The organism is Deltaproteobacteria bacterium HGW-Deltaproteobacteria-18 (genome assembly GCA_002841885.1).
GTDB lineage: Bacteria > Desulfobacterota > Desulfovibrionia > Desulfovibrionales > Desulfomicrobiaceae > Desulfomicrobium.
Map to the genome: position 1 here is coordinate 77,169 of PHBE01000012.1, position 23,238 is coordinate 100,406.

Annotated in this window: 21 protein-coding genes; 13 read left to right on the forward strand and 8 right to left on the reverse strand. The window is 55.9% G+C overall.

Annotated elements, in window-relative coordinates; all coding sequences use genetic code 11:
* Positions 1 to 160: 160 nt before the first annotated feature.
* Positions 161 to 1,126, forward strand: a complete 966-nt coding sequence (locus tag CVU60_12255) for a fatty acid desaturase (protein PKN41267.1) — start codon at positions 161 to 163, stop codon at positions 1,124 to 1,126.
* A 268-nt stretch (positions 1,127 to 1,394) separates the two neighbouring features.
* Here CVU60_12255 and CVU60_12260 read toward each other — a convergent pair whose 3' ends face one another.
* Complete coding sequence (locus CVU60_12260) at positions 1,395 to 2,492, reverse strand: oxidoreductase (GenBank protein ID PKN41209.1); 1,098 nt, start codon at positions 2,490 to 2,492, stop codon at positions 1,395 to 1,397.
* A gap of 503 nt (positions 2,493 to 2,995) precedes the next feature.
* Here CVU60_12260 and CVU60_12265 point away from each other — a divergent pair.
* Positions 2,996 to 3,310, forward strand: coding sequence for a transporter (locus CVU60_12265; GenBank protein ID PKN41210.1), 315 nt, complete (start codon positions 2,996 to 2,998; stop codon positions 3,308 to 3,310).
* A gap of 552 nt (positions 3,311 to 3,862) precedes the next feature.
* Here the strand turns inward: CVU60_12265 and CVU60_12270 are convergent.
* Together CVU60_12270 and CVU60_12275 are read right to left on the reverse strand one after the other, a co-directional pair.
* Positions 3,863 to 4,765 carry an alpha/beta hydrolase gene (locus CVU60_12270; GenBank protein ID PKN41211.1) on the reverse strand — a complete coding sequence of 301 codons (903 nt, stop codon included), beginning with the start codon at positions 4,763 to 4,765 and terminating at the stop codon, positions 3,863 to 3,865.
* A 325-nt stretch (positions 4,766 to 5,090) separates the two neighbouring features.
* On the reverse strand, positions 5,091 to 5,708 hold the full coding sequence (locus tag CVU60_12275; protein ID PKN41212.1) for a hypothetical protein: 618 nt from the start codon (positions 5,706 to 5,708) through the stop codon (positions 5,091 to 5,093).
* A 754-nt stretch (positions 5,709 to 6,462) separates the two neighbouring features.
* Here CVU60_12275 and CVU60_12280 point away from each other — a divergent pair.
* Genes CVU60_12280 through CVU60_12315 form a run of 8 tightly spaced genes read left to right on the forward strand, consistent with a single transcriptional unit; the run spans position 6,463 to position 14,664 of the window.
* On the forward strand, positions 6,463 to 10,200 hold the full coding sequence (locus CVU60_12280) for an oxidoreductase (GenBank protein PKN41213.1): 3,738 nt from the start codon (positions 6,463 to 6,465) through the stop codon (positions 10,198 to 10,200).
* A complete protein-coding gene (locus CVU60_12285; GenBank protein ID PKN41214.1) occupies positions 10,193 to 11,152 on the forward strand; it encodes a hydrogenase in 960 nt (319 codons plus the stop codon). The genes CVU60_12280 and CVU60_12285 overlap by 8 nt, the downstream gene beginning before the upstream one ends.
* Before the next feature lie 12 nt (positions 11,153 to 11,164).
* Positions 11,165 to 11,620 carry an NADH-quinone oxidoreductase subunit B gene (locus tag CVU60_12290; GenBank protein PKN41215.1) on the forward strand — a complete coding sequence of 152 codons (456 nt, stop codon included), beginning with the start codon at positions 11,165 to 11,167 and terminating at the stop codon, positions 11,618 to 11,620.
* Positions 11,605 to 12,132, forward strand: a complete 528-nt coding sequence (locus tag CVU60_12295) for a 4Fe-4S ferredoxin (GenBank protein ID PKN41216.1) — start codon at positions 11,605 to 11,607, stop codon at positions 12,130 to 12,132. Before CVU60_12290 ends, CVU60_12295 begins: the two co-directional genes overlap by 16 nt.
* Positions 11,976 to 12,680: a hypothetical protein gene (locus CVU60_12300; protein PKN41217.1), complete on the forward strand. Its 705-nt coding sequence runs from the start codon at positions 11,976 to 11,978 to the stop codon at positions 12,678 to 12,680. The genes CVU60_12295 and CVU60_12300 overlap by 157 nt, the downstream gene beginning before the upstream one ends.
* On the forward strand, positions 12,680 to 13,774 hold the full coding sequence (locus tag CVU60_12305; protein ID PKN41218.1) for a carbon monoxide-induced hydrogenase: 1,095 nt from the start codon (positions 12,680 to 12,682) through the stop codon (positions 13,772 to 13,774). The genes CVU60_12300 and CVU60_12305 overlap by 1 nt, the downstream gene beginning before the upstream one ends.
* A 15-nt stretch (positions 13,775 to 13,789) precedes the next feature.
* On the forward strand, positions 13,790 to 14,143 hold the full coding sequence (gene hypA / locus CVU60_12310) for a hydrogenase maturation nickel metallochaperone HypA (GenBank protein ID PKN41219.1): 354 nt from the start codon (positions 13,790 to 13,792) through the stop codon (positions 14,141 to 14,143).
* A gap of 8 nt (positions 14,144 to 14,151) precedes the next feature.
* Positions 14,152 to 14,664, forward strand: a complete 513-nt coding sequence (locus CVU60_12315) for an iron-sulfur protein (protein ID PKN41220.1) — start codon at positions 14,152 to 14,154, stop codon at positions 14,662 to 14,664.
* Between the two features lie 1,248 nt (positions 14,665 to 15,912).
* On the opposite strand, the gene CVU60_12320 is transcribed toward CVU60_12315, so the two are convergent.
* The 3 genes from CVU60_12320 to CVU60_12330 all read right to left on the reverse strand — a co-directional run bounded on the left by CVU60_12320 (position 15,913) and on the right by CVU60_12330 (position 18,808).
* On the reverse strand, positions 15,913 to 16,422 hold the full coding sequence (locus CVU60_12320) for a hypothetical protein (protein ID PKN41221.1): 510 nt from the start codon (positions 16,420 to 16,422) through the stop codon (positions 15,913 to 15,915).
* Between the two features lie 467 nt (positions 16,423 to 16,889).
* Positions 16,890 to 17,501, reverse strand: a complete 612-nt coding sequence (locus CVU60_12325) for a lysine transporter LysE (protein PKN41268.1) — start codon at positions 17,499 to 17,501, stop codon at positions 16,890 to 16,892.
* 407 nt (positions 17,502 to 17,908) lie between these two features.
* Positions 17,909 to 18,808: a LysR family transcriptional regulator gene (locus tag CVU60_12330; protein PKN41269.1), complete on the reverse strand. Its 900-nt coding sequence runs from the start codon at positions 18,806 to 18,808 to the stop codon at positions 17,909 to 17,911.
* A gap of 125 nt (positions 18,809 to 18,933) precedes the next feature.
* Here CVU60_12330 and CVU60_12335 point away from each other — a divergent pair, with 125 nt between their 5' ends.
* Positions 18,934 to 19,314 (forward strand): 4-carboxymuconolactone decarboxylase, encoded by a 381-nt coding sequence (locus CVU60_12335; protein ID PKN41222.1) that lies wholly within the window; start codon positions 18,934 to 18,936, stop codon positions 19,312 to 19,314.
* A gap of 167 nt (positions 19,315 to 19,481) precedes the next feature.
* Positions 19,482 to 19,850, forward strand: a complete 369-nt coding sequence (locus CVU60_12340) for a DNA methyltransferase (GenBank protein ID PKN41270.1) — start codon at positions 19,482 to 19,484, stop codon at positions 19,848 to 19,850.
* A gap of 305 nt (positions 19,851 to 20,155) precedes the next feature.
* On the opposite strand, the gene CVU60_12345 is transcribed toward CVU60_12340, so the two are convergent.
* Positions 20,156 to 20,920 carry a hypothetical protein gene (locus CVU60_12345; protein ID PKN41223.1) on the reverse strand — a complete coding sequence of 255 codons (765 nt, stop codon included), beginning with the start codon at positions 20,918 to 20,920 and terminating at the stop codon, positions 20,156 to 20,158.
* A 16-nt stretch (positions 20,921 to 20,936) separates the two neighbouring features.
* The gene (locus CVU60_12350; protein ID PKN41224.1) at positions 20,937 to 21,242 is read right to left on the reverse strand and encodes a hypothetical protein; all 306 of its coding nucleotides are present in this window, start codon (positions 21,240 to 21,242) and stop codon (positions 20,937 to 20,939) included.
* A gap of 1,193 nt (positions 21,243 to 22,435) precedes the next feature.
* Here CVU60_12350 and CVU60_12355 point away from each other — a divergent pair.
* Positions 22,436 to 22,942, forward strand: coding sequence for a hypothetical protein (locus tag CVU60_12355; GenBank protein PKN41225.1), 507 nt, complete (start codon positions 22,436 to 22,438; stop codon positions 22,940 to 22,942).
* The last annotated feature ends 296 nt before the right edge of the window (positions 22,943 to 23,238 follow it).

Genomic DNA, 23,238 nt, shown 5'->3' on the forward strand with positions numbered 1-23,238 from the left:
CGAAACCTTAAAAACACGAAAATATTGTGGGCGCGGAAGACGGCATCCGTAGCTCGAAGCATTGTGCCCGCCCGTTGCCCGAGAAGGAGGCTGTGCCATGATGACGAAAAAGAGCGTATCCCGCATCGCGGCGGACGGGGAACGGCATTCCGGGCGGGTGATGCCGCCCTGGCATGCCGCCATGGCGGACTATCGGGAGAGCAGCAGCCTGAAGGCCGGCTGGCAGGTCATGAATACCCTGCTGCCGTACGGAGGGCTGTGGCTGCTGATGATCTGGAGCGTGCGGAACGGATACCCGTATGGATTGACCTTGGCGTTGGGTGTCGTGGCCGCAGCGTTTCTTGTCCGGATCTTCATTTTATTCCATGATTGCGTGCACGGCTCGCTGTTCCGAAGCAAGGGCCTGAACACGTTCTTCGGCTATCTCTTCGGGGTACTGGTCTTCACCCCCTTCGAGGACTGGAAATTCAGCCATCTCAAGCACCACGGCAACTACGCGAACCTCGACGTGCGTGGGTTCGGCGACATCTGGACTCTGACCCGGGCCGAATACGAAGGGGCCTCGCCCACCAAGCAACTGAGCTACCGGCTGTACCGAAATCCGCTGTTTCTCCTGGGATTTGGCGCACTGTTCAGCTTCCTGCTCCGCTTCCGCCTGCCGGGGCAGCAGACCAGGCGCAAGGAGCGGATGAGCGTCCTGCTGACCAACCTCCTGATCGTCGGCGTGGCGCTGCTGGTAGGCTGGACCGTGGGCTGGAGAACGTATCTCCTGATCCAGATGCCGGTGCTCTGGCTGGCCGGCGCGTTGGGGATCTGGCTCTTCTATGTCCAGCACCAGTTCGAAGGCGTCTACTGGGCGCGCAGACAGGACTGGGACCCCGTGCGGGCCGCCATGGACGGCAGTTCCTTTTATGACCTGCCGCCGGTGCTGCGCTGGTTTTCCGGGTACATCGGCTACCACCACATCCACCATCTGGGCCCCCGGATCCCGAACTACCGCCTGAAGGAATGCTTCGACGCCCTTCCCGCCCTGCAGGCCAAGCGTCCCCTGACCATCAGGGAAAGCCTGGGCTGCGTCCGCCTCAAGCTCTGGGACGAGGAGCATCAGGTGCTGACCGGATTCTGACGGTGCGCTCTGCACGAGCACTGCCTTGACCTCGGTCCTTTTGGGAGACCCTTTTACCGCCGCAACGTTGATAATCCGACAAAGGCAGAAGGCAAAGAAATCTGAGGTGTTATCCTGGGATTGTTACCCGAGGCGAGAAAACCTGATTTTCTGTCCCGCTGGAGCGCTTTCTCTTGACCTCGGTTTTTTTGATGGGTTCCCCCCTTTTCATCCTCTACGAAAATCTCTGCTTCTGGACGGCACGAGCGTGAGGAGGCTGCACTCCCGGTCAGCCCATGCGGAAGAAGTCTTTTGTCCCGTGGGGCCGACAGCGCAGGTACTGCGGCGGCACGTCTATTCCGGGGCCCAGTTTCTCAGCCGCATGCCAGGGCCAGCGCGGGTTGTAGAGCATGGCCCTGCCCAGAGCCGTCATGTCGGCCTTTCCCGATGCGACGATCTCCTCGGCCTGTCCGGGCTCGGTAATCAGCCCTACCGTGATGGTGGTCATGCCGGTTTCGCGTTTAATGCGTTCGGCAAAGGGAACCTGATAGCCCGGCGCGACAGGAATCTGCTGTGTGGGAGCCAGTCCGCCGCTGGACACGTGGATGTAACTGCACCCCTGCTCCGCAAGGCGTTTGGCGAAAGTTACGCTCTGCTCCAGGTCCCATCCACCCTCGATCCAGTCCGTGGCCGAGATGCGAACTCCGAGCGGAAAGCCCTGTGGAAGCGCGTCGCAGACTTGCCGGAAAATCTCCAGAGGCAGACGCATCCTGTTTTCCAGGCTGCCTCCATACTGGTCCGTACGGGTGTTGGACAGCGGAGACAGGAACTGATGCAGCAGATACCCGTGGGCGCAGTGCAGCTCCACGCAGTCGAAGCCGCAGGCCAGGGCGCGTTCAGCTGCCTGGCGGAAGGCCTGGGTGACCCGGGCGAGGCCGTTGTCGTTCAGTTCCACGGGCGGGGCATCCCCGGGGTTGAAGGCGATGGCCGAAGCCGAGGACGTCGTCCAGCCGCCCTGTGGGAAGCTGATGGGCTTGCCCCCTTCCCAGGGACGGTTCGTCGACGCCTTGCGTCCGGCGTGGGCCAGTTGGATCGCCACGGGCATCGATGAGTACTCCCGCAGATCCTTCCGCAGCTTGGCCAGGGCGGCTTCGGTCTCGTCGGACCACAGCCCGAGATCCTGGGACGTGATGCGCCCGGCAGGCTCCACGGATGTGGCTTCAATGATGAGCAGTCCAGCCCCGGAGAGCGCGAGCTGCCCGAGATGGATCAGATGCCAGTTGCTGGGCATCCCGTCCCGAGCCGAATACTGGCACATCGGGGCGACGACGATGCGGTTTTTCAGATGCAGGTTGTCAAGAACGATGGGTGAGAAAAGTGCGCTCATGGTAACTCCTTATGGCCTCCCGTGCTACATCTGTGATGGCGGGAAGACAAGGTCGTGAAAGTTTCCATAGGTGCTCAAGAGTGCGAAAAGCCACAGTTTTCATCTTCGCTGAAGGACTGGTAGCCGGACGAGCCGTCGATCTGGAGTACCACTTTTCCCGCGACCGCTGCGTATACAATTTCGCTGTCGGATGAAAACAAATTCTCCCCCGCGCATTGCAACTGCGTCTGAAACTCCGTATGTTAAAAAAAGGATTCTCTACATGCCCTGGTCGTTCCGATGGCGCGCCACGCCCGGAAAATTCGATGAAACGTGTGTCAGAGTATATCCGCAAGATGCACCGTCCAACCGGAAGCTATCCCGCCTCTGCAGAGGTAGATGGACACCGCGGAGGAGCGAGCGTCTGCGCTGGACGATGCGTTTCATGAAATCGCCAAGATATCCTCGACTCGGGCGATGAGGAAAATGTTGTTCCATCACTAAACCCCAACGGAGATGACATCATGAAGAACTCTTCCAACATCATGAAAATCGTACTGTGCGCCCTGCTTCTGTCCTTCGTCATTGGCTGCGCCGGGACCTCTACCCGCGAAAGCACCGGACAGTACATCGACGATTCCGCGATCACCGCCAAGGTCAAGGCGGCCATATTGGCCGAAGAATCACTGAAAACCCTGCAGATCACGGTCGAAACCTTCAAGGGTACTGTGCAGTTGAGCGGCTTCGTCGATACCCCGGAACACGTCGTCAAGGCTGGACGGGTTGCCCGCAATGTTGAAGGCGTGAGGGCTGTTCGAAACAGCCTCTTGGTCAAATGACGCCAGCGGCGAGGATCTTTCAGTCCCTGTGAAACGGACAGCCTGACGCGTCCGTACATTAGTAAAACGAACAATGTCCCTCCCAGGCGTAACCGGGAGGGACATTGTTTTTGCGAAAGAAATGGGGTCAAGTCTCGCGTTGACTTTTCATCAAGCACTTCTTGCGCCATGCCATCGCTTTTTTTGAATTTCGCACTTTCCAGCGGAAGGCAAAGAATGACTTGATTCAGCGCTGGCTTTGACCATTCTCCGATCCTGCGAATTTTTAAAGAACCTGCACTACAAGAAAAGCTTCACCAACGGCAAGTTCTTCCTCTGTCACATATAGTTATGAGGTCACAGCCAGCATATACGTACATAAAACAAAATCCACCCGTTGCCGGATGGCCTCATATTGAATGGTCGAGTTCAGACCGACGAACCCACGCGGAACCCGCAAAGAAGTAAGGGATTTCAGTCTTTTGACTGAAATCCCTTACTTTCTAATGGCGGGGCCGATGGAATTCACACTCTCGGTACAAAGAAGATTCAAAAGCAGACTGGACCCCTTTTCTAGGTCGCTGAAAACGTACCGATCGCTTTTTCCAAAGCGGAATTGAATTCCTCTACACGATTCAGCATGAGAAAATGATCCGCGCCCTTCAGGACAATGGCATCGAAGGAAAACATATGGCGCCGGTTTGCTTCGTAATTGATGGGCCCCATATCGCCGTTCACGGTCATGACGGGAATGCGGATGTCCTCGAATATCTTGGCGGCTTCACCAGTGATGTACTGTGACATCATGTCTTTCATTGCACTCAATGCGACATCCGGCGGTGCGGCAGACATGTCAGCGAGAATCCATTCGCGAAGCTCTGCATCGGTGCGCGGCGAAATCATCGTCGCTACGAATTGCCGACAGCCGTTCTGAAAATCCATTTCGAGCGGCGCGATCATGCCTTCGAAGTCTTCTTGAGTCATCGGGTATTCGATGTTCTCAAGCGTATCGATACCGACGAGACCGATCACACGGTCCGCCATGAGCCGCGCAGCCTCGGCGATGACGGAACCGCCCATGGAATGTCCGACCAGGATGACGCTGCGGCTGCCGGTTGCCTCGGCAACGGCTTTCACATCCTCTCCGAATGATCTCATGGTATATTGAGTACGCCCCATGCCCGAATGGCCATGACCTGCGAGATCAAGCACAATCACGCGGTGATTTTTCGAAAAGTGTGAGATTTGTTCACGCCAGTAGCGGGCATCACAGCTCCAGCCATGGACAAACACGAGCGTCGGTTCTCCAGAACCATACGATTCAAAGGAAATCGGGGTCCCATCTGCAGAAATGGCGAGACGTGGCCATTCGGCTTTGGCGTGCGTTGGTGCCAAGAAGAAAAAGATAAAAGCAAAAGAGGTAATCAGGCTTATTGAATATCTTGTCATGTACTTGTAGAAAATATCCTGATGCATAAAGATTTCCTTTATGGGTAATAAAATAGAGATTATGGATACTAAACGTCTTGCTGAAATATCAGATATCATGGGAATTCGTTCCAAAAGAACTACAAGAAAGGATGCGTCAACGGCAAGTGTTTCTTGAGTACACTTGTTCCAGAAGAGGCGGTCGATTAGAGACAAGTGAATCAAACAGCAAAGCCATCCGTCACCGGATGGCTTCATCTTGAATCGTCATCGCTCCAAAAGAGCTTAAGGTTTAAACAGCCTCAAGCTCCTTTTTCTTGTGTGGGTTTGGCGCCGCATAATCGCCCCTTGATTAGCCAAATGCGGGAATATCTTACTTATCTGGAAAAAGAATGAATGCAGATTGTTTGTATCTTCCCTTAGGATATGTCAAATTCGCCCACCAATTGTCCTTAAAATACTGATATTTTTTTCTGTAAATAAATGACTTACTCGGATCTCTTATATACAAATCATCTTTATCGTATCCTATTACTACCACAGCGTGAGATGTGTTGCCAAAGAAATCTCGGATGTTAACTACGACTGGGACACCGTGAGCGATGTATCTGCGAATTTCGTCTGTACTTATATTGTTACGAAACTCAAACTCAGTAAATCCATAAGCTTTCGCTGCCTTTTTTAGCCCGAACATATCGTTTCCAAAGCGAAGTACATCATTGCTGCTCGAACCTGAGGCCTTCCATACTTCTTTCGGATCGTAGATCTTCTTGTCGTAGAAAGACATTACCATCGCAAGTGATGTTGTGGCGCATGAATAATTATCACGCTGTTGAACCAGAGGAACATCCAGATGTGCTTTTTCTGGAATGTTGTCATTGTCCGGTATTCTGGCAGTTTTTGAAGTGCATCCGGAAGCGAAAAGAAAAAATGTGATGATGAGCAACCCGTTCACAACGCGCGCAATATTGCCTTTTGACATCATTTGCATGCTCCTGTCGCAAGTTTTTTTGAAAGGTCTGCATGTCAAAAATATGCGTATTTTTCAAGACAATATTTCCTGCCTGTGTACTCTATATTCCTGAAACTCTTTCTTTTTCCGCTCTCGGTGACACAGGGCGTTTGGAATAGAGACGTGCTTCGAGCCCCTTCGACCCCGCCATATGAAAGCAAAGGATCTCAGTCGAAAGGCTGTGATCCCTTGTTTCGTTGTGGATTTGCGCTCCGCGGTTGACGCATCAAGGAGAGCCATCCAGCAGCGGGTGGTTTTTTTCGCTCACGCCCGCTTGTCTGACAATCATTCCAAAAACCGTGAAATCCCCCGCCTCTGCCAGCTGATGTGCGCGTAGTGTACGAAACGCAATCCGCGAAAAACATCCCTCATACTCCGGTCCGCGTGCAAAAAACACTTCCAACCTCTAGAAATATAATAATTTTAAAAAACTTTGCCGCAGACTCAATTTCTGCTTTGACGAGAAAAATTTCTAGGGGTATTGTTTAATCAAACAACCAGTTTTTGTTCCGTGCTTTTTTTCACATGGGCTCCGGGTCATCCGGCAGGAAACGCATCTGGTTGAGACAGTCCGATGGAGGGCTCCCATGCACACGCTCGCGAACGCATCACGCAGGCAGGCCTTCAGGGCAAATCGAAACGGGAAAATCTTCCCCGGGTGCCGGGGTTCATATTCGCCATCCTTGTGAACGGGCGTTCATCAGGATCAACCTTTTCCGGATAGGAGACATTCATGCAACTGACCATCACGCTCGTTACGCTCGTTGGCGCCGTGATCGCTCTCGGATGCGAATGGCTGGCGATCAGATCGCTTCATGACCTCAAAAAGGTCCTGACATATTCAACCCTTGCCCAGCTCGGATATGTACTGATCGGTGTGAACCCGGCCGCGGCCGACGGTTTCGCCGGTGCCGGGCTGCACCTGTTTTTCCAGGCTTCGTCCAGGCTTCTGTGGTACATCTGCCTGCGCAGGCTGGCGGGACCGCGGAATGATTTCACCTTCAAGGCGGTCTGCGCGGCCGGAGCCCGTCTTCCACTCACGGCGATGCTCATGGGCTTTGCCATGTTCACGGCCATAGGCCTTACGCCGTTCACCGCTCCTCCCGGCAAGGCCATGCTGCTTCTGGCGGCCATGGAGGGCGGCCACCTTCTCGCGGGGCTTCTGCTGGCCGCAGCCGGGACCATCGCCGTCGTGTACACGGTGCGCATCATCCACGGCGCATGTCAGCCCCATACCCGAAACGCCGAAGAGGAAGGCGCGACGGAATCAGGCCGGACAAGCGGCATCGTCCTGGCCGGGGCGCTGGCTCTGGCCTGTCTGCTCGCCGGGCCGCTTTTCAACATGACGGGGAGCCTGCTCCCGGGCATGTCGACCGGCACGGCCGCGCAGCACGGTTGGTCATACTCGGTCATGCTCCCCTATCTGGGAGCATTCGCCATGGTGGCGGTCGTCCGCCTTCTGCCCGCCCTGACCGGCCCGAGCGCCATGGTTCTGGCTGCCGCGACCGTCGCCGCCGCGATTGCGGAGCCGACCGCAGACCCGGTGCTCCGGCTGTTCGTCCTGCTCTTTGCCCTGGGCGGCGGCGTCATCGTCGTCTATTCCACCGGCTATATCGGCACGGAAAAGGGCGCGGACAAATACTACTTCTTCCTGTTCATCATGCTCGCCTCGCTGATCGGACTGGCCAGGGCGCAGAACTCCGAGGTCTTCCACGGCTGTTTCGAGCTCATGACCTTTTCGTCCTACATGCTCGTGATCCACAAGCGCACCCGCGAATCCCTCGATGCGGGCGCGAAATATCTGATCATGTGCGTCGGAGGCGCCAATTTCATGCAGATCGGTCTGCTGGCCCTGGACTCGGCGGGCATGCACGGCGGCCTGAACCAGATGGCCGGCGCTCTTGCGGCCTACAGCCCGCTTACCGCGGCCTGCGTGACCCTCGCCCTGCTGGCCGGTTTTGCCGTGAAGGCCGGCTTCTTCCCCGCGCATTCCTGGCTTCCCGCCGCGCACCCCGTCGCCCCGTCCTCCATTTCCGCGCCCCTGTCGGGCCTGCTGACCAAGGCCGGCATCATGGGGGTGGTCTTCGTCGTGGCGGCCGTGGCGGCCAATCCGGCAGGAAACGGGCACTGGATTCTGGGCCTTCTGACCATCATGTCCGTGGTCACCTTTCTCCTTGGCGAGCTGATGGCCCTGATGCAGCAGGACATCAAGCGCATGCTCGCCTACTCCACCCTGGCCCAGATCGGTGAAATCGGCCTGATCCTGAGCCTGGGCACCTATGCCGCCACCACCGGCGCCCTGGCCCATGTGGTCAACCACGCCATCATGAAGGACCTCCTCTTCCTGGCGGCAGGCGGCTTCATCATGCGTGCGGGCAGCCAGCAACTTCAGGACCTGGCCGGACTGGGCAAGGCCATGCCCTTTGCCGGCGCGTGCATGGCCGTCGGGCTTGTCTCCATCATGGGCCTGCCGCCCATGGGCGGATTCTTCAGCAAGTTCCTGATGCTCAAGGCGGCCATGGATGCCGGACAGGTCTGGATGGCCGTGCTCATCTTCGCCGGCAGCGTGGCCGGCTGCGTGTACTACGGGCGCATCATCAAGACCCTGTTCTTCACCGGCTACGAAGAAAAGCCCCTCGAGGGGCTGCCCCTGGGCATGAACCTGGGCATCGGCGTCCTGGCCGCCCTGACCCTGGCTTCGGGCCTTTTCCCGACCCAGTGGGTATCCCTCGTCCTGCCCGCGGCGACAGCGCTTTTCCCCGCGGGGGGGACGCTGCCCGACGTCGCCATCGGCTGGTCCCCGGTCGCGATCCTGCCGCTGCTGGGCGCCGTGTACGCCCTGGTCATGCGCGGCGATCTGAAGAAGAGCGCCTTGGTCGCCACGGGCAGCGTGCTGCTGGCCCTGGTCGCCGCGCTGCTCCCCGGGGGCTTCGAAACCAGCCTGCAGCGCTATTTCGCAATCCTCGTCCTGGCGCTGGGAGCCCTGAACCTCTTCTACTGCGCCGGGTACATGTCCCACAGCCGCACGACCTGGCGCTTCCTGGCCGTCTTCCTGACCATGCTGAGCGGCCTGGTGGGCATGACCACAGCCAGCTCCCTCCTGACCTTCTTTTTCTTCTGGGAAGTCATGAGCAGCTGGCCGCTCTTCTTCGTCATCATCCATGAGGAGACGCCCGCAGCCCTGGCCGAGGGCACCAAGTACTTCCTGTTCAACATCATCGGCGCATCCGTGCTCTTCCTCGGCATGCTCCACCTCGGACACGCCAGCGGCGGCTTCGGCTTCGGCGACATCATCGCCACGGTCGGCTCCACGCCCGCCGGGGTCTGGCTGCCCGGCATGGTCCTGATGGCCGTCGGGATGCTCATGAAGGCGGCCATGCTGCCGGTGCGCATCGACTGGCAGATGCACCCGCCCACCGCGCCCACGCCCGTCAGCGGCTACATCTCGGCCATGCTGCTCAAGAGCGGCCCCTTCGGAATACTGCTGCTGCGCTTCGTCTTCGCCCAGCACGTCAGCGCCGACGCCGCCCCCGCACTGGATGCCGTCATGTACGTCGGCGCCTGGATCGGCGGCATCACCATCCTCTACGCCGCCGTGCAGGCACTGCTGCAGACGGGGATCAAGGAGATGCTCATCTATTCCACGGTCAGCCAGCTCGGCTACATCGTGCTCGGCATCTGCCTGGGCACGTCGCTGGGCGTCAGCGGCGGCCTGCTGCATCTCTTCAACCACATGCTCTTCAAGGACCTGGCCTTCCTCTGCGCCGGGGCGCTGATGTTCGCCAGCCACGCCCACAACCTCGAAGAACTCGGCGGCATGGGCCGCAGGATGCCCGTCACCTTCCTGTGCTTCAGCGTGGCCCTGTTCTCGGCCGCGGGCATGCCGCCCTTCAACGGGTTCAGCTCGAAACTCATCCTCTACCACGCCCTCATCGAACGCGGCGAGATCATCCTGGCCATCATCTCCATCCTCGCCAGCGTGATCACCCTGGCCTACTTCCTGAAATTCATGCACGGCGCGTTCTTCGGACAGCTCTCGCCGGCCGCGGCCCACGCCGAGGAAGTCGGCCCAATGATGCGCATCCCGCTGGTCATCCTGGCGGGCCTGTGCCTGCTGACCGGCATCTTCCCGGGCATCGCCCTGATGCCCATCGCCGCGCTGGAGACCACGCTGGGGCTGACGCCGCCCCCGGTCACCCTGGCGGGCATCGCCAGCGGACCCGGATCCTGCGACATGACCCTGCTGAGCTTCATGTTCTTCCTCACCGGGTTCGGCATATGGAGCGTTGTTTCACGACTCGTCGCCGGACGGGTGCGGCGAACGGCCATTCATACCTGCGGCGAGACAAGCGTGAACCAAACCTTCACCCATGTCGGCGCCGGCAACCTGTATGCGGCTCCGCTGCAGATGCTGACGTCGATGTCCAAAGGTTACCTGACCCTCAAGCGTTTTGGAGGACAGCATGACTAATATTCTGGAAGCGACCTTCGCCATCCTGATCTTCCCGGGCGGCCTGTTCGCCCTGGCCCTGGGCCTGATGCTCAAGGGCGTAGACAGAAAGTTCTATGCCCGCCTGCAGCGCCGGGTCGGCCCGCCCGTCATCCAGCCGGCTCTCGACATCATCAAGCTGTGCACCAAGGAGACCATGATCCCCGACAGCGCAAGCGCCGCAGCCTTTCAGCTGGCGCCGATGCTCGGACTGACGGGCGTGCTGGTCACCGCCGCCGTGATGCCCATCGGCGGCGTCTGGAGCGGCGTGACCGGCCTGGGCGACCTGCTGATCCTGCTGTACCTGCTGCCCATCCCGGCCATGGCCATGATGCTGGCCGGCGGCGCATCGAGCTCCCCCTACGGCGCGCTGGGCTTCTCGCGCGAGATGTGCCTGATGTTCGCCTACGAGATGCCGCTCATCGCCTCGTTCCTGGCGGTCGCCGTGCGCGTGGGCGGGGCGGACGGGGCGGCACTGTCCCTCGATGCCATCATGTCCTACCAATACCTGCACGGCCCGCTGCTGCTGGACCCGGTCATGATTCCCGCGGTCCTGGCCCTGCTGGTTTTCATTCCGGGCACCATGGCCAGCGGCCTGTTCGACATCCCCGAGGCGGAACCGGAAGTCATCGAGGGGCCGCTGCTCGAATACTCCGGCCCGCTGCTGGCCGTCTTCAACCTCATGAGCGCCGTGAAGCTCACGGTGGTGCTCCAGCTGGCCGTGGCCCTCATCTGCCCCAATCCCATCGGCGGGAGCGTGGTGGTCAACCTCGCCTGGCATGTCTTCAAGTGCCTGGCGCTCCTGCTCGTGTCGGTCACCTGTTTCCGGGCCGCGACCGGACGGCTGCGCCTGGACCAGGGATTCTCGTTTTTCGTCAAGTACACATCACCACTGGCACTCGTCAGCCTCGGGCTGGCGGTCATGCTGCGATAGGAAGGGTTCACCATGCTCAAATTCATGTCCAAACTCGCTCCGCGCTCACCGTGGATTTACCGGATCAATGCCGGTTCCTGTAACGGCTGCGACGTGGAAATGGCCACGGCGGCGCTTATCCCGCGCTACGATGTGGAACGCCTGGGCTGCAAATACTGCGGAAGCCCGCGCCATGCGGACGTGGTCCTCATTTCGGGCCCGTTGACCATGCGCGTGCGCGACCGCGTCCTGCGCGTCTACGACGAGATTCCCCACCCCAAGGTCACCGTGGGCATCGGGGTGTGCCCTGTTTCAGGAGGATGCTTCCGGGAAAGCTATTCCGTGGAGGCCGATATCAGCCGGTACATCCCCCTGGATGTCATCGTTCCCGGCTGTCCGCCGCGGCCCCAGGCCATTATCGACGGCATTGTCAAGGCAGTGGATGTTCTGCGTAACCGCATTGAGGAGGGCGTATGTTCCCGTTCTTGAAAATCATGGTCCGCAATCTGATTCAGGGCCCCGCGACCGATCCGTACCCCTTCGCCCCGGCGCAAACGCCCGCAAAATTCCGTGGCTGCGCCGAACACGATCCGGAAAAATGCATTCTGTGCGGCATCTGCCGCCATGTCTGCGCACCCGGCGCCATACAGCTGCGCCCCAGCGAAGACGGTTCCGGCATGCAGTTCGCGCTGTGGCACAATTCCTGTGTCTTTTGCGGCATGTGCGCCCATTACTGCCCCACCGGCGCGTTGAAGATGTCCACCAACTGGAAGCTCGCGCATCTTGGCGAAGAACGCTTCGACAACGCCATCGCCAATTTCATCCCGTTCGGCCAGTGCGCGGAATGCGGCAAGAGAATCCAGCCGCGCCCCAAGGCCATCACCGACAGGCTCGGCGCCAACAACCCCGACCGCTTCCTGCTTTGCCCCGAATGCAAACGTACCAGCGTGGCCCGGCTGGCGTCCGAAGAACGCCGCAGCCACGCACAGGAAACCATATGAAAAAAAATATAATCCACTCCGTAAATCAGGCCCTGTCCCAGCTCTGCGACCAGGACAACGTGCGCTGGTCATACGACGTGAACGGCAACGCCTTCGCCTGGATCACGCCCGGCTCCCCCGATACGCTGCGCACCATCGCCCCGGCCCTGGCCGGGCTGCAGGCCCGCCTGCTGACCATCACCGCCTACCGCAGGGACAAGTTCGGACGGGCGGAAGGCCGCGAGATCGCCTACCACTTCGACATCGACGGCGTGGTCGCCACGGTGACGGTCCTCCTGGATGACGAGTTCCCGCGGGTGCCGTCCATCGCCCACTGGTTCAAAAACGCCGGCTGGAATGAACGTGAATTCGCGGAACTCTACGGGATCGGGATCATCGACCATCCCAGCCCCGGCCGCCTGTTCGTCGACAAGGACCTTGACGCGGACATCCTTGACCGGTTGATTCCGCTTTCGACCCTCATGAACGGCGCCTCGACCACAACCCTGTGGGAAAAGGTGTTCGCAGGAAAACAAATGCCTGACTGGGCCAAGGGAGAGCTGAACTGATGTCCACGACACCATCGACATACACCCTGCCGGTAGGACCGATGCATGTGGCCCTGGAAGAGCCCATGTACTTCAACATCCAGGTTGAGGGCGAAACCGTACGCAGCGTGGACCTGGCCGCAGGCCATGTGCATCGCGGCATGGAAGCGCTGGCCATGAACCGCAACTATTTCCAGAACGTCACCCTGACCGAGCGCGTCTGCTCGCTGTGTTCCAACAGCCACCCCGCGACCTACTGCATGGCCGTGGAAAACCTGAGCGGCCTGTTTGTACCCGAACGGGCCAGGTACCTGCGCGTCATCGCCGACGAGGTCAAACGCGTGGCCTCGCACCTGTTCAACGTGGGCATCATGGCCCACCTCGTGGGTTTCGATTCCCTGTTCATGCATGTCATGGAAGTGCGCGAGATCATGCAGGACGCCAAAGAGGGCGTCTACGGCAACCGCATGAATCTCGGCCAGTGCGTCATCGGAGGCTGCCGTACGGACATCGACGCCGACACGGCCGCCTTTCTGCGCGGCCAGCTGGAGCAGCTCAAGCCCCAGCTCGACGAAATCCACGGCGTGTACGAGCGCGATCCGCTCATCCGCGCCCGGACCCAGGGCATCGGAGTGCTGTCGCAGGAGGAGGCCATCCGTCACGGCGTGGTCGGGCCGGTGGCCCGCGCCTCGGGCGTGGTTTACGATATCCGCGCCAAGGCCCCGTACGCGGTCTACCCCGACCTCGATTTCGAGGTCCAGTCGGACACCAGGGGCGACGTGCACTCCCGTGCCCTCCTGCGCCTGCGCGAGGCCGCGGAGTCCGTCAGGATCATCGAGCAGTGCCTGGACATGATCCCGGACGGCCCCATCGCCGTGAGCGGCATGGTGACAGTTCCTCCGGGCGAATCCGTGGCCCGCACCGAAGCGCCGCGGGGCGAGGTGGTCTACTACCTCCGCTCCGACGGCTCCGATACGCCGCAGCGGCTCAAATGGCGCGTCCCGACCTACATGAACTGGGAGGCCCTGCAAGTGATGATGGCCGGCTGCCAGGTCGCCGACATCCCGCTCATCGTCAACAGCATCGACCCGTGCATTTCCTGCACGGAACGCTGAGTATTCGGGACGCCCATGCACGAATCCACCCTGGCCATGAACATTCTCGAGATCGTCGTCGACCAGGCCGCAAGGGCCCAGGCGCCGGCGGTGCACCGGGTGGATCTGTGCGTGGGCGAATTCGCGGGAGTGGAGGCCACGACCCTCGTCTCCTGCTTTGCCATGCTGGCTGAAGGAACCCTTGCGGAAAAGGCCGGACTGGAGATCGAACGCATCCCGGCCACCGGAATCTGCAACCTGTGCGGCGCAGCCGCGTCGCGCCAGGGCAGGATCTTCCGGTGTCCGGTCTGCGAAACGTCAACGGTCAGGCTTGTCACCGGACGTGAAATGTACGTGAAGAGCATCGAAGTGGAAAACCCATCGCAGTGAGGGAAAATATGTCAAACCCGTCGGAGAAGCCCACAATCCAGGCCAATGCCGAAAAATGCATCGGATGCAAGAAATGCGAGATGGCCTGCGTCAGCGCGCATATCAACCTGTCGTTCAAGGAAGCGAAAAAACGCGGCCTGCCGGTCTTCCCGCGCATCAAGGTCGTGAAGGTCGACAACCTCAAATTCCCCACGCGCTGCCACCACTGTGACGACGCCCCCTGCGTCAACGCCTGTCCCTTCGGCGTGATCCGGCAGGAAAAGGGCATCGTCACCGTCAATGAAGCCATGTGCGTCGGGTGCAAGATGTGCGTCATGGCCTGCCCTTACGGAGCCATCGAAGTCGGCGAGGAAGGGGAAACGGGCTTTACGGGCCGCAAGAACAAGGGCGCGGCCAAGAAGTGCGACCTGTGCCAGACCTGGCGTGCCGACAACGGCAAGGACGTCTGCGCCTGCGTCGAGGCCTGCCCCAAACAGGTCCTGGAACTCGTGACGGTGCCGACGGCCGGGTTACAGCAATAGACGATACCTCGGACAGGGGAACGGGCAACGCCTGAGGCCGAAACTCAGGCAGGCCGCCCCCCCTCCTTGCAGCCATCCGCGCCCCTGTCCCCGGATTCGTATGATATATACTGCGGCAATCCTTCTGCCGCAGACCACGTTCCGCACCTCCGGATGCGGAACACTTTTTTCAGCGCCCCGGCATCCCGCCGCCGGACCACCCGCTCTCCGCCAGGCCGGAAACGTGATGCCAGTGTGGCACGGGCACGAGGACCTCACGCCGAGCGTACACGGCGCGCCCTTCGTCCGTGCGCCCCGTCACGGCATGCCGCAGGTCACAAAGCACCGTATCCTGTTTCTGACTTCGGAAAACCGCGTGTTCCCTGCCCCTTTCCCGCCTTCGCCGCCTCATTTCTCCGTGTCGAAGACTTTTCCTGAGCCTGCAGGCAGCAAGGTTTCATGGACAAGATGAATGGCATGGGCGAAATGAGCGGTATGGACCCGCCCGGAAATACGGGAGAATCGTTCATTTTGTCCATACTGCCGGGCATTGATTTCAGTCCGGAACAATTCTTCAATGGTGACCACAATATCAAGTGCATGCGTGATTGAATGCTGCTGTATGACATTTCTTTCATGAACAGTGCGCACGCAGAAAAATGGTCACACGCGGAAAAAGCGCGGAAAAAGGGTCAGATCTTTAATCATGAATTATATCGGAAAAAGAATAATCAGAATTTTCAATTTGGTTGCAGAATCAGCGCGCATAACAATGCTAGTTCTGCGTAAAATTTGTATGACAAAAGAAGGGCTTGCCGGTGATGCTACTTTTCTTGTAGCGAAAATGCGAAAAGGACTTGCTCGCTAGAAAAAGCCAAAACGAGGTTTGGTCCTTTTCCCCGTCCAGGCTTGTACTATTCAACAGTGAGTCAAATCATCCGTAAAATGGGATGATTCAAGATTCAAGCTCTGACCCCAGATTTTGCATTCGGCATACATTAGCCCAAGGAACGTTTGCGCTTCAGCATTGTTATTGTCGGCAGCTTTTCGAAGCCATTTCGCAGCCTCTTTATAGTTTTGACTAGCGCCTTCAGATTTAGCGTAAGCGATGCCAAGTGCGGTCTGAACTTCGGCATTCCCATCTTCTGCCGAATTTCGTAATAGATTAATTAATAATGTTTGGTCTTTTAAATTTGATAAAGTCATGATTAAAGCGGTTAAAGCATTTGAATCTCCATTTTCCGCTGCCATTAATATCCATTTTACAGCTTATTCTGTATCCTTAGGAATAATTTCTCCGTCTGAATATATTGAAGCGAGAGCAGACTGGGCTTTGACATTGCCCCGCATGGCTGCTTCCTTATAATATTTGATAGCAATATCGTGGTCAACTTCTACACCAAGACCTTGTAAATACATTGAAGCTAATTCTTCTTGTGCCTTCGCGTCACCTTTGTCGGCAGCTTTTTGAAACCAATTCACAGCCTGAGTGTAATTCCTAGAAACACCTACTCCATGCGCATACATCGCGCCAATAATAGTCTGCGCACCTGTCTCTCCATTTTTTGCAGCTTTAAGAAACCATTTTGCAGCCTCTGCGTAATCTACAGGAACACCCCGTCCATAAAAATAAATCCCACCAAGTTGAAACTGCGCATCCATATCTCCGCTTTTTGCTGCGCTTAATGTACTATCAAAAGACAAATTACTATCAGCAAAAGCATAATTTACGCACAATAATAGCACAAAAGCCAATGACACTATTTTAATTACTTTCATAAACCACCTTATGAATATTAATATACATATAAATCAAAAAAAATATAAATAAATTATTTAAAACTTATATATAATAGCAAAACGATTAGAGTATTGCAAGCGATGTGAAGAATAACAAAGTGAGACTCACTCAGCGGATTGAATTGTCTTATGTTTTGCGTATTTCGCGCTAAATAGGCCGTCTTAGCTTCTCCGCTTAAAGATACATATAACGCGCGTTCGTCTCCTCGCCATATTCGCAGCGCAAATCGAGGTTCAGATTTTGAATCTTGAATTATTCCATTTTCCGAATAATTTTACTTATCATTGAGCAATACAAAGCTTTCGCAGTAGCAACATGCGCCTGGGCATAGCCGAACTCAAGGCAGACCTTATGGATGGCTGCGTTTCGGTGTAAATGACCCTCTACCCCTGCTGAAACCTCCTCCAAGGCAGAGCGATCGATTTCGTGGACGCAATAGCCTCCATCAATCTGTGAGCGCAAGTTCCGCCCCAAGGCCGACAAATGCTGAGGCAAATCCACGCCGTAGCCAGGTTTGCACTCGTGGAGACTCGATAACGGTATTGCGGAATACATGTGCAAGAAAGCCATAGATTACGAATACGATAAACGTCATAGCCATGAAGGTAGCGCTGAGGAGTAGAAGCTGGAAAAGAGGCTGAGCTGTGCCTGGTTGAATGAATTGCGGAAGGAAAGCCAAGAAGAAGATGGTCAGTTTGGGGTTCAGAATGTTGAGCAGGAACGCTTTTACGACCAAGCCAGCGGCCGTTTTTGTAGAGGGGTTTGCGTCAATGGCGAAAGCCGTCTTGTCACGCCATGTCGCATAGGCGACGTAGAACAAGTAAACCACACCAGCGTATTTCAGAGTCTGGAAAGCAAGCGCGCTTGTGTGCATGATGGTGGCAAGACCCAAAACCGTAGCCATGAGATGCGGGAGTATCCCTGCCGTGCATCCTAGTGCGGCGAACACACTCGCCTTTCGGCCTTGAATAAGTCCAGTAGAGACGGTGTATATTACCCCTGTTCCAGGAATAAGCACCACAATTAACGATGTGATGAAAAATTCAATGCTGATCATTTGATACATCTCCCTTGTCCTCTCATGCCCCTGTTTTGAACGCCTGGGATGGAGAGCAAATCTTGAATCTTGAATTTAACCACCATCCGGCTTTTTCTCCGAAATGGAACGTATCGCGAAAACGTCGATACAAGCAAAGTACCGGTAACGGCAAGCGATTGCTTTGTCATACATATTTTGTGTTCATGACTTCCGCCCCTCCCCTCCCTGATACGACAAAAGCCACCCGTCACCGGATGGTTTTTCGTCTTCCAAGTCAAAAAAGAGGTAGCTGGGGTCACATAAAACCACAGCGGAATCCGAAAAGAAAAAAGGGATTTCATTCTTCCGTCTGAAATCCCTTGTTCTCTAATGGCGGGGCCGATGGGACTCTGGAGTAGACTCCAATTCGACCGGGCACCCTCAAATCAGGTAGCACTCAAATTTTTAGAGCTTGTCAGTGCATCCTCGGCCAGTCGTACCAGGCTCTCCGCGAGGGCTTCGAGATCAGTGCGGGCTATCAGCCCCAAACGGATACCAAGGAGATTCCCTTCAGCCAACGCGGCGAAAACCACCCCGGTTCTGCGGATGGCGGAAAACGACGCGGGGAACAGCCCCATGCCTTCACCAGCAGCGATGCGTGCCAGCAGCACGTCATGCTCGGCCGGTTCCTCCTTGAGCATCGGCGCGAAACCGGCGTGGGCAAAGACCCGTTTCGTGTGATCGAAAAACGCGGGGTGCTCTTCTCGCCGAAACCAGAAGAGAGGCTTCCCGCTCAGATCGCGCAAGTGATGGCGGCCCTGCGCGGCCTCGGGCCAGCCTTCCGGCAGGACGGCGAGCAGCGGCTCAGCGTAGGACAACGGCACGACATGCAGCCCAGGCGCGTCGAGAGGCAGCGCCACGAAGGCCGCATCGACTCTGCCCCTGCGCACATCGCGAACCAGGCGGGGCGATGTCGCGCGCTCCAGACGCAGCCCCGGCCCATGGACGCCGAAAAGCCGCGACTCCAGGGCCGCGAAGACCCCCTGCTCGAAAGCCGTGGTCAGGCCGACGACAGGAGCACGCGCTCCGGCGACGCGCAAGGCGTGCAGCCGCTCACGGGTGGCCGTCTCCAGTTCCAGTACGGGACGGACGATTTCGAGTACCCTTTCCCCTTCCGTCGTCAGGGTCAGGCCCCGGGAATGGCGGACAAACAGCGCCACGCCCAAGAACTCCTCCAGCCGCTTCATGTGGCGGCTCAGGGGCGGCTGGGCCATGAACAGGCGCTCCGCCGCCCGGCGCAGGTTCAATTCTTCGGCCACCACCGCGAAATAGCGCAGCTGCCGCAGGTCCAGGGATTCGAGCATCCGTTCCGTCATACCGAAAAGGTATCGCAAAAAAAGTACGATGCAAAGCCTCTCCGGGCTCCTACTTCAATCGAAAGAGGACAAACACCCAACAAGGAGAGGAGACTATGACACGCTACGAGACGGGACTCGCCATGCTCGCAAAGGTCGATGGCAGCGTCGGGGAAAAGGTGATCGAGAGCCTGAAGGACATCGCGCCGGACTTCGGGCGCTACCTCGTTGAATGCTTCGGCGACATCTACTCCAGGCCGGGCCTGGACCTCAAAAGCCGGGAAATCGCCGTGGTCGCGGCCCTGACCGCGCTGGGGACGGCAGGACCGCAGCTCCGGGTCCACCTGCACGCCGCCCTCAATGTCGGCTGCACGCGGGAGGAGATTGTCGAGGTCATCATGCAGATGTCGGCCTACGCCGGTTTTCCCGCAGCCCTGAACGGGCTCTTCGCGGCCAAGGAGGTGTTCGTTGAGCGGCGGGCCGACGGCAGGGGATGAAGGCTCGCCCCATCCTCAGGCAGCCACGACACTCAAGGAAGTCGCTTGAAAACGACAGGAACACGGCCTATGCCGGTGCATGGGGCTCGCACGGGTTCCATGCGTCCGGCTTTAGGCACGTCCGGACGATGCCCCATCAACATGAGATACCAACGGCTTCCCGATTTATGACGCACCAATCCTTCACCATCCGGGTGATCGAAGCCATCCACAGCATCCCCTCGGGTAGGGTCGCCACCTACGGGCAGATCGCGGGCATGGCCGGAAACCTGCGAGCCGCCCGGCAGGTCGCGCGGATTCTTCACACGTGCTCGCACTCAGAAGGGTTGCCCTGGCACCGCGTGGTCAACCGGGAAGGACGCATCGCATTGCGGGTCTTCCAGGGTTACGAAGATCAGAAGCGGTTGCTCGAAAACGAGGGCGTCGAGTTCGACGGAACGGGCCGCATTGATCTGGAGCGCTTTCTGTTGGGGTCGGGTTCTGATATTGGGGCTGGTCGGGTTGGGTCTCTGAGACCAAGAGTACTTGTTCTCTAACGGCGGGACCGATGGGCTTGAACTCACGGCACGAAGAAAAGTCAAAAGCAGTCCTGACCCCTTTTCTTCTCGGCCCAGATAGTTTCAAATCTCATGGAGTCACCCTCACTTGAATCGTTTGCCCTAGCAAAAGACTGCGAAACGGATACATTGTGTGCATTACAGATCCTGGCAGTATATTCGGAGGGACTCTTTTGTTTGGTTATCACGTCTCGATTTGACTTTCTTTAATGCCGCTCGCTGCTTCTCCAATCAATTATTAAATACTTTGAGACTGACAATACTATCGGTACGCATCAGCCGAATCACCGCCCCCATAGAGTAGACAGCGGCGCGGCCAGGAGGTCTGGCCCCAGTGAGAATGTTTCCGCACCGTCGTAAAGGATCACTCCAAGGCGCATTTTGTCGCCCGCCGCTTCCGCGAAGCGTCGCATCCCCTGCAGATCGCGCTCGTTGACCGAAGCCGCAGCTTTCACCTCCACCCCGACAAGTTGCCCCTGAGCATTCTCGATGACCAGATCCACTTCATACTTGGCACGGTCCCTGTAATGAAACATCCGATATTCGTTATCGGCCGTGGAGGCATGTTTGAGCAATTCCGAATGGACAAAGGATTCAAGAACATGTCCAAAACGGTTTCGCCCGGGCAGGCCCGTCGAGGGCGTCAGCCCAAGCAGGGTCGAGAGCAGGCCGGAATCCAGAAAGTGCAATTTGGGCGTCTTGACCAGCCCGCCGATTCGGTTGCGACTCCAGGCTTCGACACGGGTCAGCAGAAACATCTGTTCTAGAATGCCCACGTAACGGGCCGTGGTCTTGTGGTCGAGACCAAACTGTCCTCCCAATTGCGAAGAGTTGCACATCTGCCCGGACATTTCCGCCAGCACGCGCACAAGACGCGGAAAAGAGTCAGATAACGCATCTCCTGCCCTGCGATCCGACGTGCCAGCCTGCCTCGGACCGCTGATTAGAACTGTCAGCGTATCCTTCGCGTCATCAATTCGTTTAGTTAGCAAATGATGACAACCGACTGTATTCATGTTTAAATTTGTATTCAAATTGGGATTTATCATCGGACAAATTGGGATTTCAAGCTATTACAATTGGGATTTGACAGGCACCACCCCAAGTGCCTCGCATCGCTTCGATGCGTTCATGGCGCCGGGCGCCAATCACGTCCACGCATGCAACCGCCAACAAACCCAAACCGATCCCCACCTCAAGAAACAACTCAAGGCCACCCGTTACCGGATAGCCTTGTCGTTTGTTTTCCACCTTGAAGAGCACGTCAAAGCACCCAACCCACAGCGGGACCAGAAAAGAAAAAAGGGATTTCAGCGTTTGAACTGAAATCCCTTGTTCTCTAATGGCGGGGCCGATGGGACTCGAACCCACGGCCTCCGGCGTGACAGGCCGGATTTAACACTCAATCAAGGCGTCTAACCATCTGCTTTTATGGAAATATCGAGTGCAATAATGTTCATAGAGTTCACATTTTTCATCCTTTGGGACACGTGGGAGACACTTCGGTCCGGGTGCGCGTGTACCGACATGACGGATGTTCAATAAATCCGAAATTATCCTGCTCCTTAATGCGTTACAACCTTTTGAATGGCATTCAAGAGGTCGTCAGTTCGATCCTGATCAGCTCCACCACTTATAACCGCTTCAAATGATTCTTGAATGCCGCTTGAAAGCCGTCTATTAGGGCAGTTTTTTTGTTTTCCTGAGCCAAACAAAAAAGTTGGCACCCCCTGTTGCAGCCAGCCTGCGAGCTATTCCTCCCCACCAGAAGAAGCAAAAGAAACAGATCCACTTGAGAATGATCAAGGGGTGTTTTCTGCTGCCCTACTTTCGAATTTGGTTCAGAAATTTCTGAAAACTGGACGGGGAGTAATGACAGATGTGACCCAAAGCTGCTTGTGATTTGGAGATTGATGATTCTCTGATGGCCTGGATGATTTTCGGAGCTGGTTATTCCTAAGGGACCTGAGAATTATTCAAAATTGCTGGAACGGCTATTTGGCCGTTCTCTCAATGACATCCCGATCCATTTTGACCAGTTCAAGGCAAGGGAGCTCGAAAGACGATAGGGGTGAGACGGAGATCAGCTCAGAATTTCCAGGGCTCTGTGAATTCTGAACGCTTGTCAGACATGTTCAAATAATTTTAAAGATTAAATTGTTGCGTCATACGGTTCTGAAGAGTTATTATTCCACACTCTAAATTAATAATACAACCAACACTCCAACCAGCAAGACTCAACAGGCAATCCGAGCTTACCATTTCCTTGCTTGAGTCACATACATCTAAGTATCAGCAACTTGGCGGCGAAATCTGCAACTATTGACTACAATTCTAATCACAGGATTAATATGATGAGAGTATTTTTAGCTATAGTGACTTGCATAATTTCATTGAGTTGCTCAAAATTACAAACTAATAATACAACAATCGACAGTGAACTAACTAAAAGGAAAGGTTCAGAAACAAATATTCATGCAAAAGTTTCAGATCCTGCCGCAATAGAAAGTGCTAATAAAATAATTAAAGAGTTCGAAGAAAAATCTTTGCGGCAATTGTACCTAATGATGACGATAACATCAAATGAGGCATTAAAATCGAACCAGCACACGAACTTTCATGTTAGTGACAGTCTATACAAACTAATTGAGTCTCTTCAAGAATCTAAAATTTCAATAAACGACATTAGTAAATCTTCATTTTTTTTCGATGATCCTGTCGGGCAAGATTTGCCAGGGCGTGCAGGCGATAAATATTTTGAGTGTGTTGAAGTATCACCTTTATATGAAGATGAATCGCACATTAAAATTGCCGCCTACAAGGCACTTTACGTAAATCTTGATTTTAATATTCCAGTTGAAGTGACTTGGTTTGGAATTCAACCACTCATTGGTCAAAAGCTGAACTCTGATTTTCTAATTTGTACGGGTGCAAAGACTTATATGACTATTGAGAACCAAGAGCGGACAAAAATTAATTTCATTTGGCCCATATGGGCTATCAAAAATGGATATTATCCAGACGAACTTGCTCAAGAATATCGCAATCGTCTTAATAATAAACAGGAGTAAAAACTACTCAAGAAGTGTTTAAAATGGATTATAAATTATGATCTTTGTTAATGTTTAATTTTATATCAATATTGCAAACAGTGTTATCCGTGAATACTTGATACAAATATGATTTTTAGCGAAATAAATGCTATTGCGTCACTCATTGAAAAAGTATTTAAAATATTTAAAAAATCAAAAAATAAAAATATTTTAAATAACGATACAATTTCGTTACGCTTTATCAATTTATTTGAATCTCATGGCATTCACAGGAACCAAATTCCTAGAGCATTTGGTCACGGTATTACAATATC

Coding starts and splice junctions, on each gene's coding strand:
- CVU60_12255 (PKN41267.1), top strand. CDS start 161: ATGCCGCCCTGGCATGCCGCCATGGCGGACTATCGGGAGAGCAGCAGC.
- CVU60_12260 (PKN41209.1), bottom strand. CDS start 2,492: ATGAGCGCACTTTTCTCACCCATCGTTCTTGACAACCTGCATCTGAAA.
- CVU60_12265 (PKN41210.1), top strand. CDS start 2,996: ATGAAGAACTCTTCCAACATCATGAAAATCGTACTGTGCGCCCTGCTT.
- CVU60_12270 (PKN41211.1), bottom strand. CDS start 4,765: ATGCATCAGGATATTTTCTACAAGTACATGACAAGATATTCAATAAGC.
- CVU60_12275 (PKN41212.1), bottom strand. CDS start 5,708: ATGCAAATGATGTCAAAAGGCAATATTGCGCGCGTTGTGAACGGGTTG.
- CVU60_12280 (PKN41213.1), top strand. CDS start 6,463: ATGCAACTGACCATCACGCTCGTTACGCTCGTTGGCGCCGTGATCGCT.
- CVU60_12285 (PKN41214.1), top strand. CDS start 10,193: ATGACTAATATTCTGGAAGCGACCTTCGCCATCCTGATCTTCCCGGGC.
- CVU60_12290 (PKN41215.1), top strand. CDS start 11,165: ATGCTCAAATTCATGTCCAAACTCGCTCCGCGCTCACCGTGGATTTAC.
- CVU60_12295 (PKN41216.1), top strand. CDS start 11,605: ATGTTCCCGTTCTTGAAAATCATGGTCCGCAATCTGATTCAGGGCCCC.
- CVU60_12300 (PKN41217.1), top strand. CDS start 11,976: ATGCGGCAAGAGAATCCAGCCGCGCCCCAAGGCCATCACCGACAGGCT.
- CVU60_12305 (PKN41218.1), top strand. CDS start 12,680: ATGTCCACGACACCATCGACATACACCCTGCCGGTAGGACCGATGCAT.
- hypA (PKN41219.1), top strand. CDS start 13,790: ATGCACGAATCCACCCTGGCCATGAACATTCTCGAGATCGTCGTCGAC.
- CVU60_12315 (PKN41220.1), top strand. CDS start 14,152: ATGTCAAACCCGTCGGAGAAGCCCACAATCCAGGCCAATGCCGAAAAA.
- CVU60_12320 (PKN41221.1), bottom strand. CDS start 16,422: ATGAAAGTAATTAAAATAGTGTCATTGGCTTTTGTGCTATTATTGTGC.
- CVU60_12325 (PKN41268.1), bottom strand. CDS start 17,501: ATGATCAGCATTGAATTTTTCATCACATCGTTAATTGTGGTGCTTATT.
- CVU60_12335 (PKN41222.1), top strand. CDS start 18,934: ATGACACGCTACGAGACGGGACTCGCCATGCTCGCAAAGGTCGATGGC.
- CVU60_12340 (PKN41270.1), top strand. CDS start 19,482: ATGACGCACCAATCCTTCACCATCCGGGTGATCGAAGCCATCCACAGC.
- CVU60_12345 (PKN41223.1), bottom strand. CDS start 20,920: ATGATAAATCCCAATTTGAATACAAATTTAAACATGAATACAGTCGGT.
- CVU60_12355 (PKN41225.1), top strand. CDS start 22,436: ATGATGACGATAACATCAAATGAGGCATTAAAATCGAACCAGCACACG.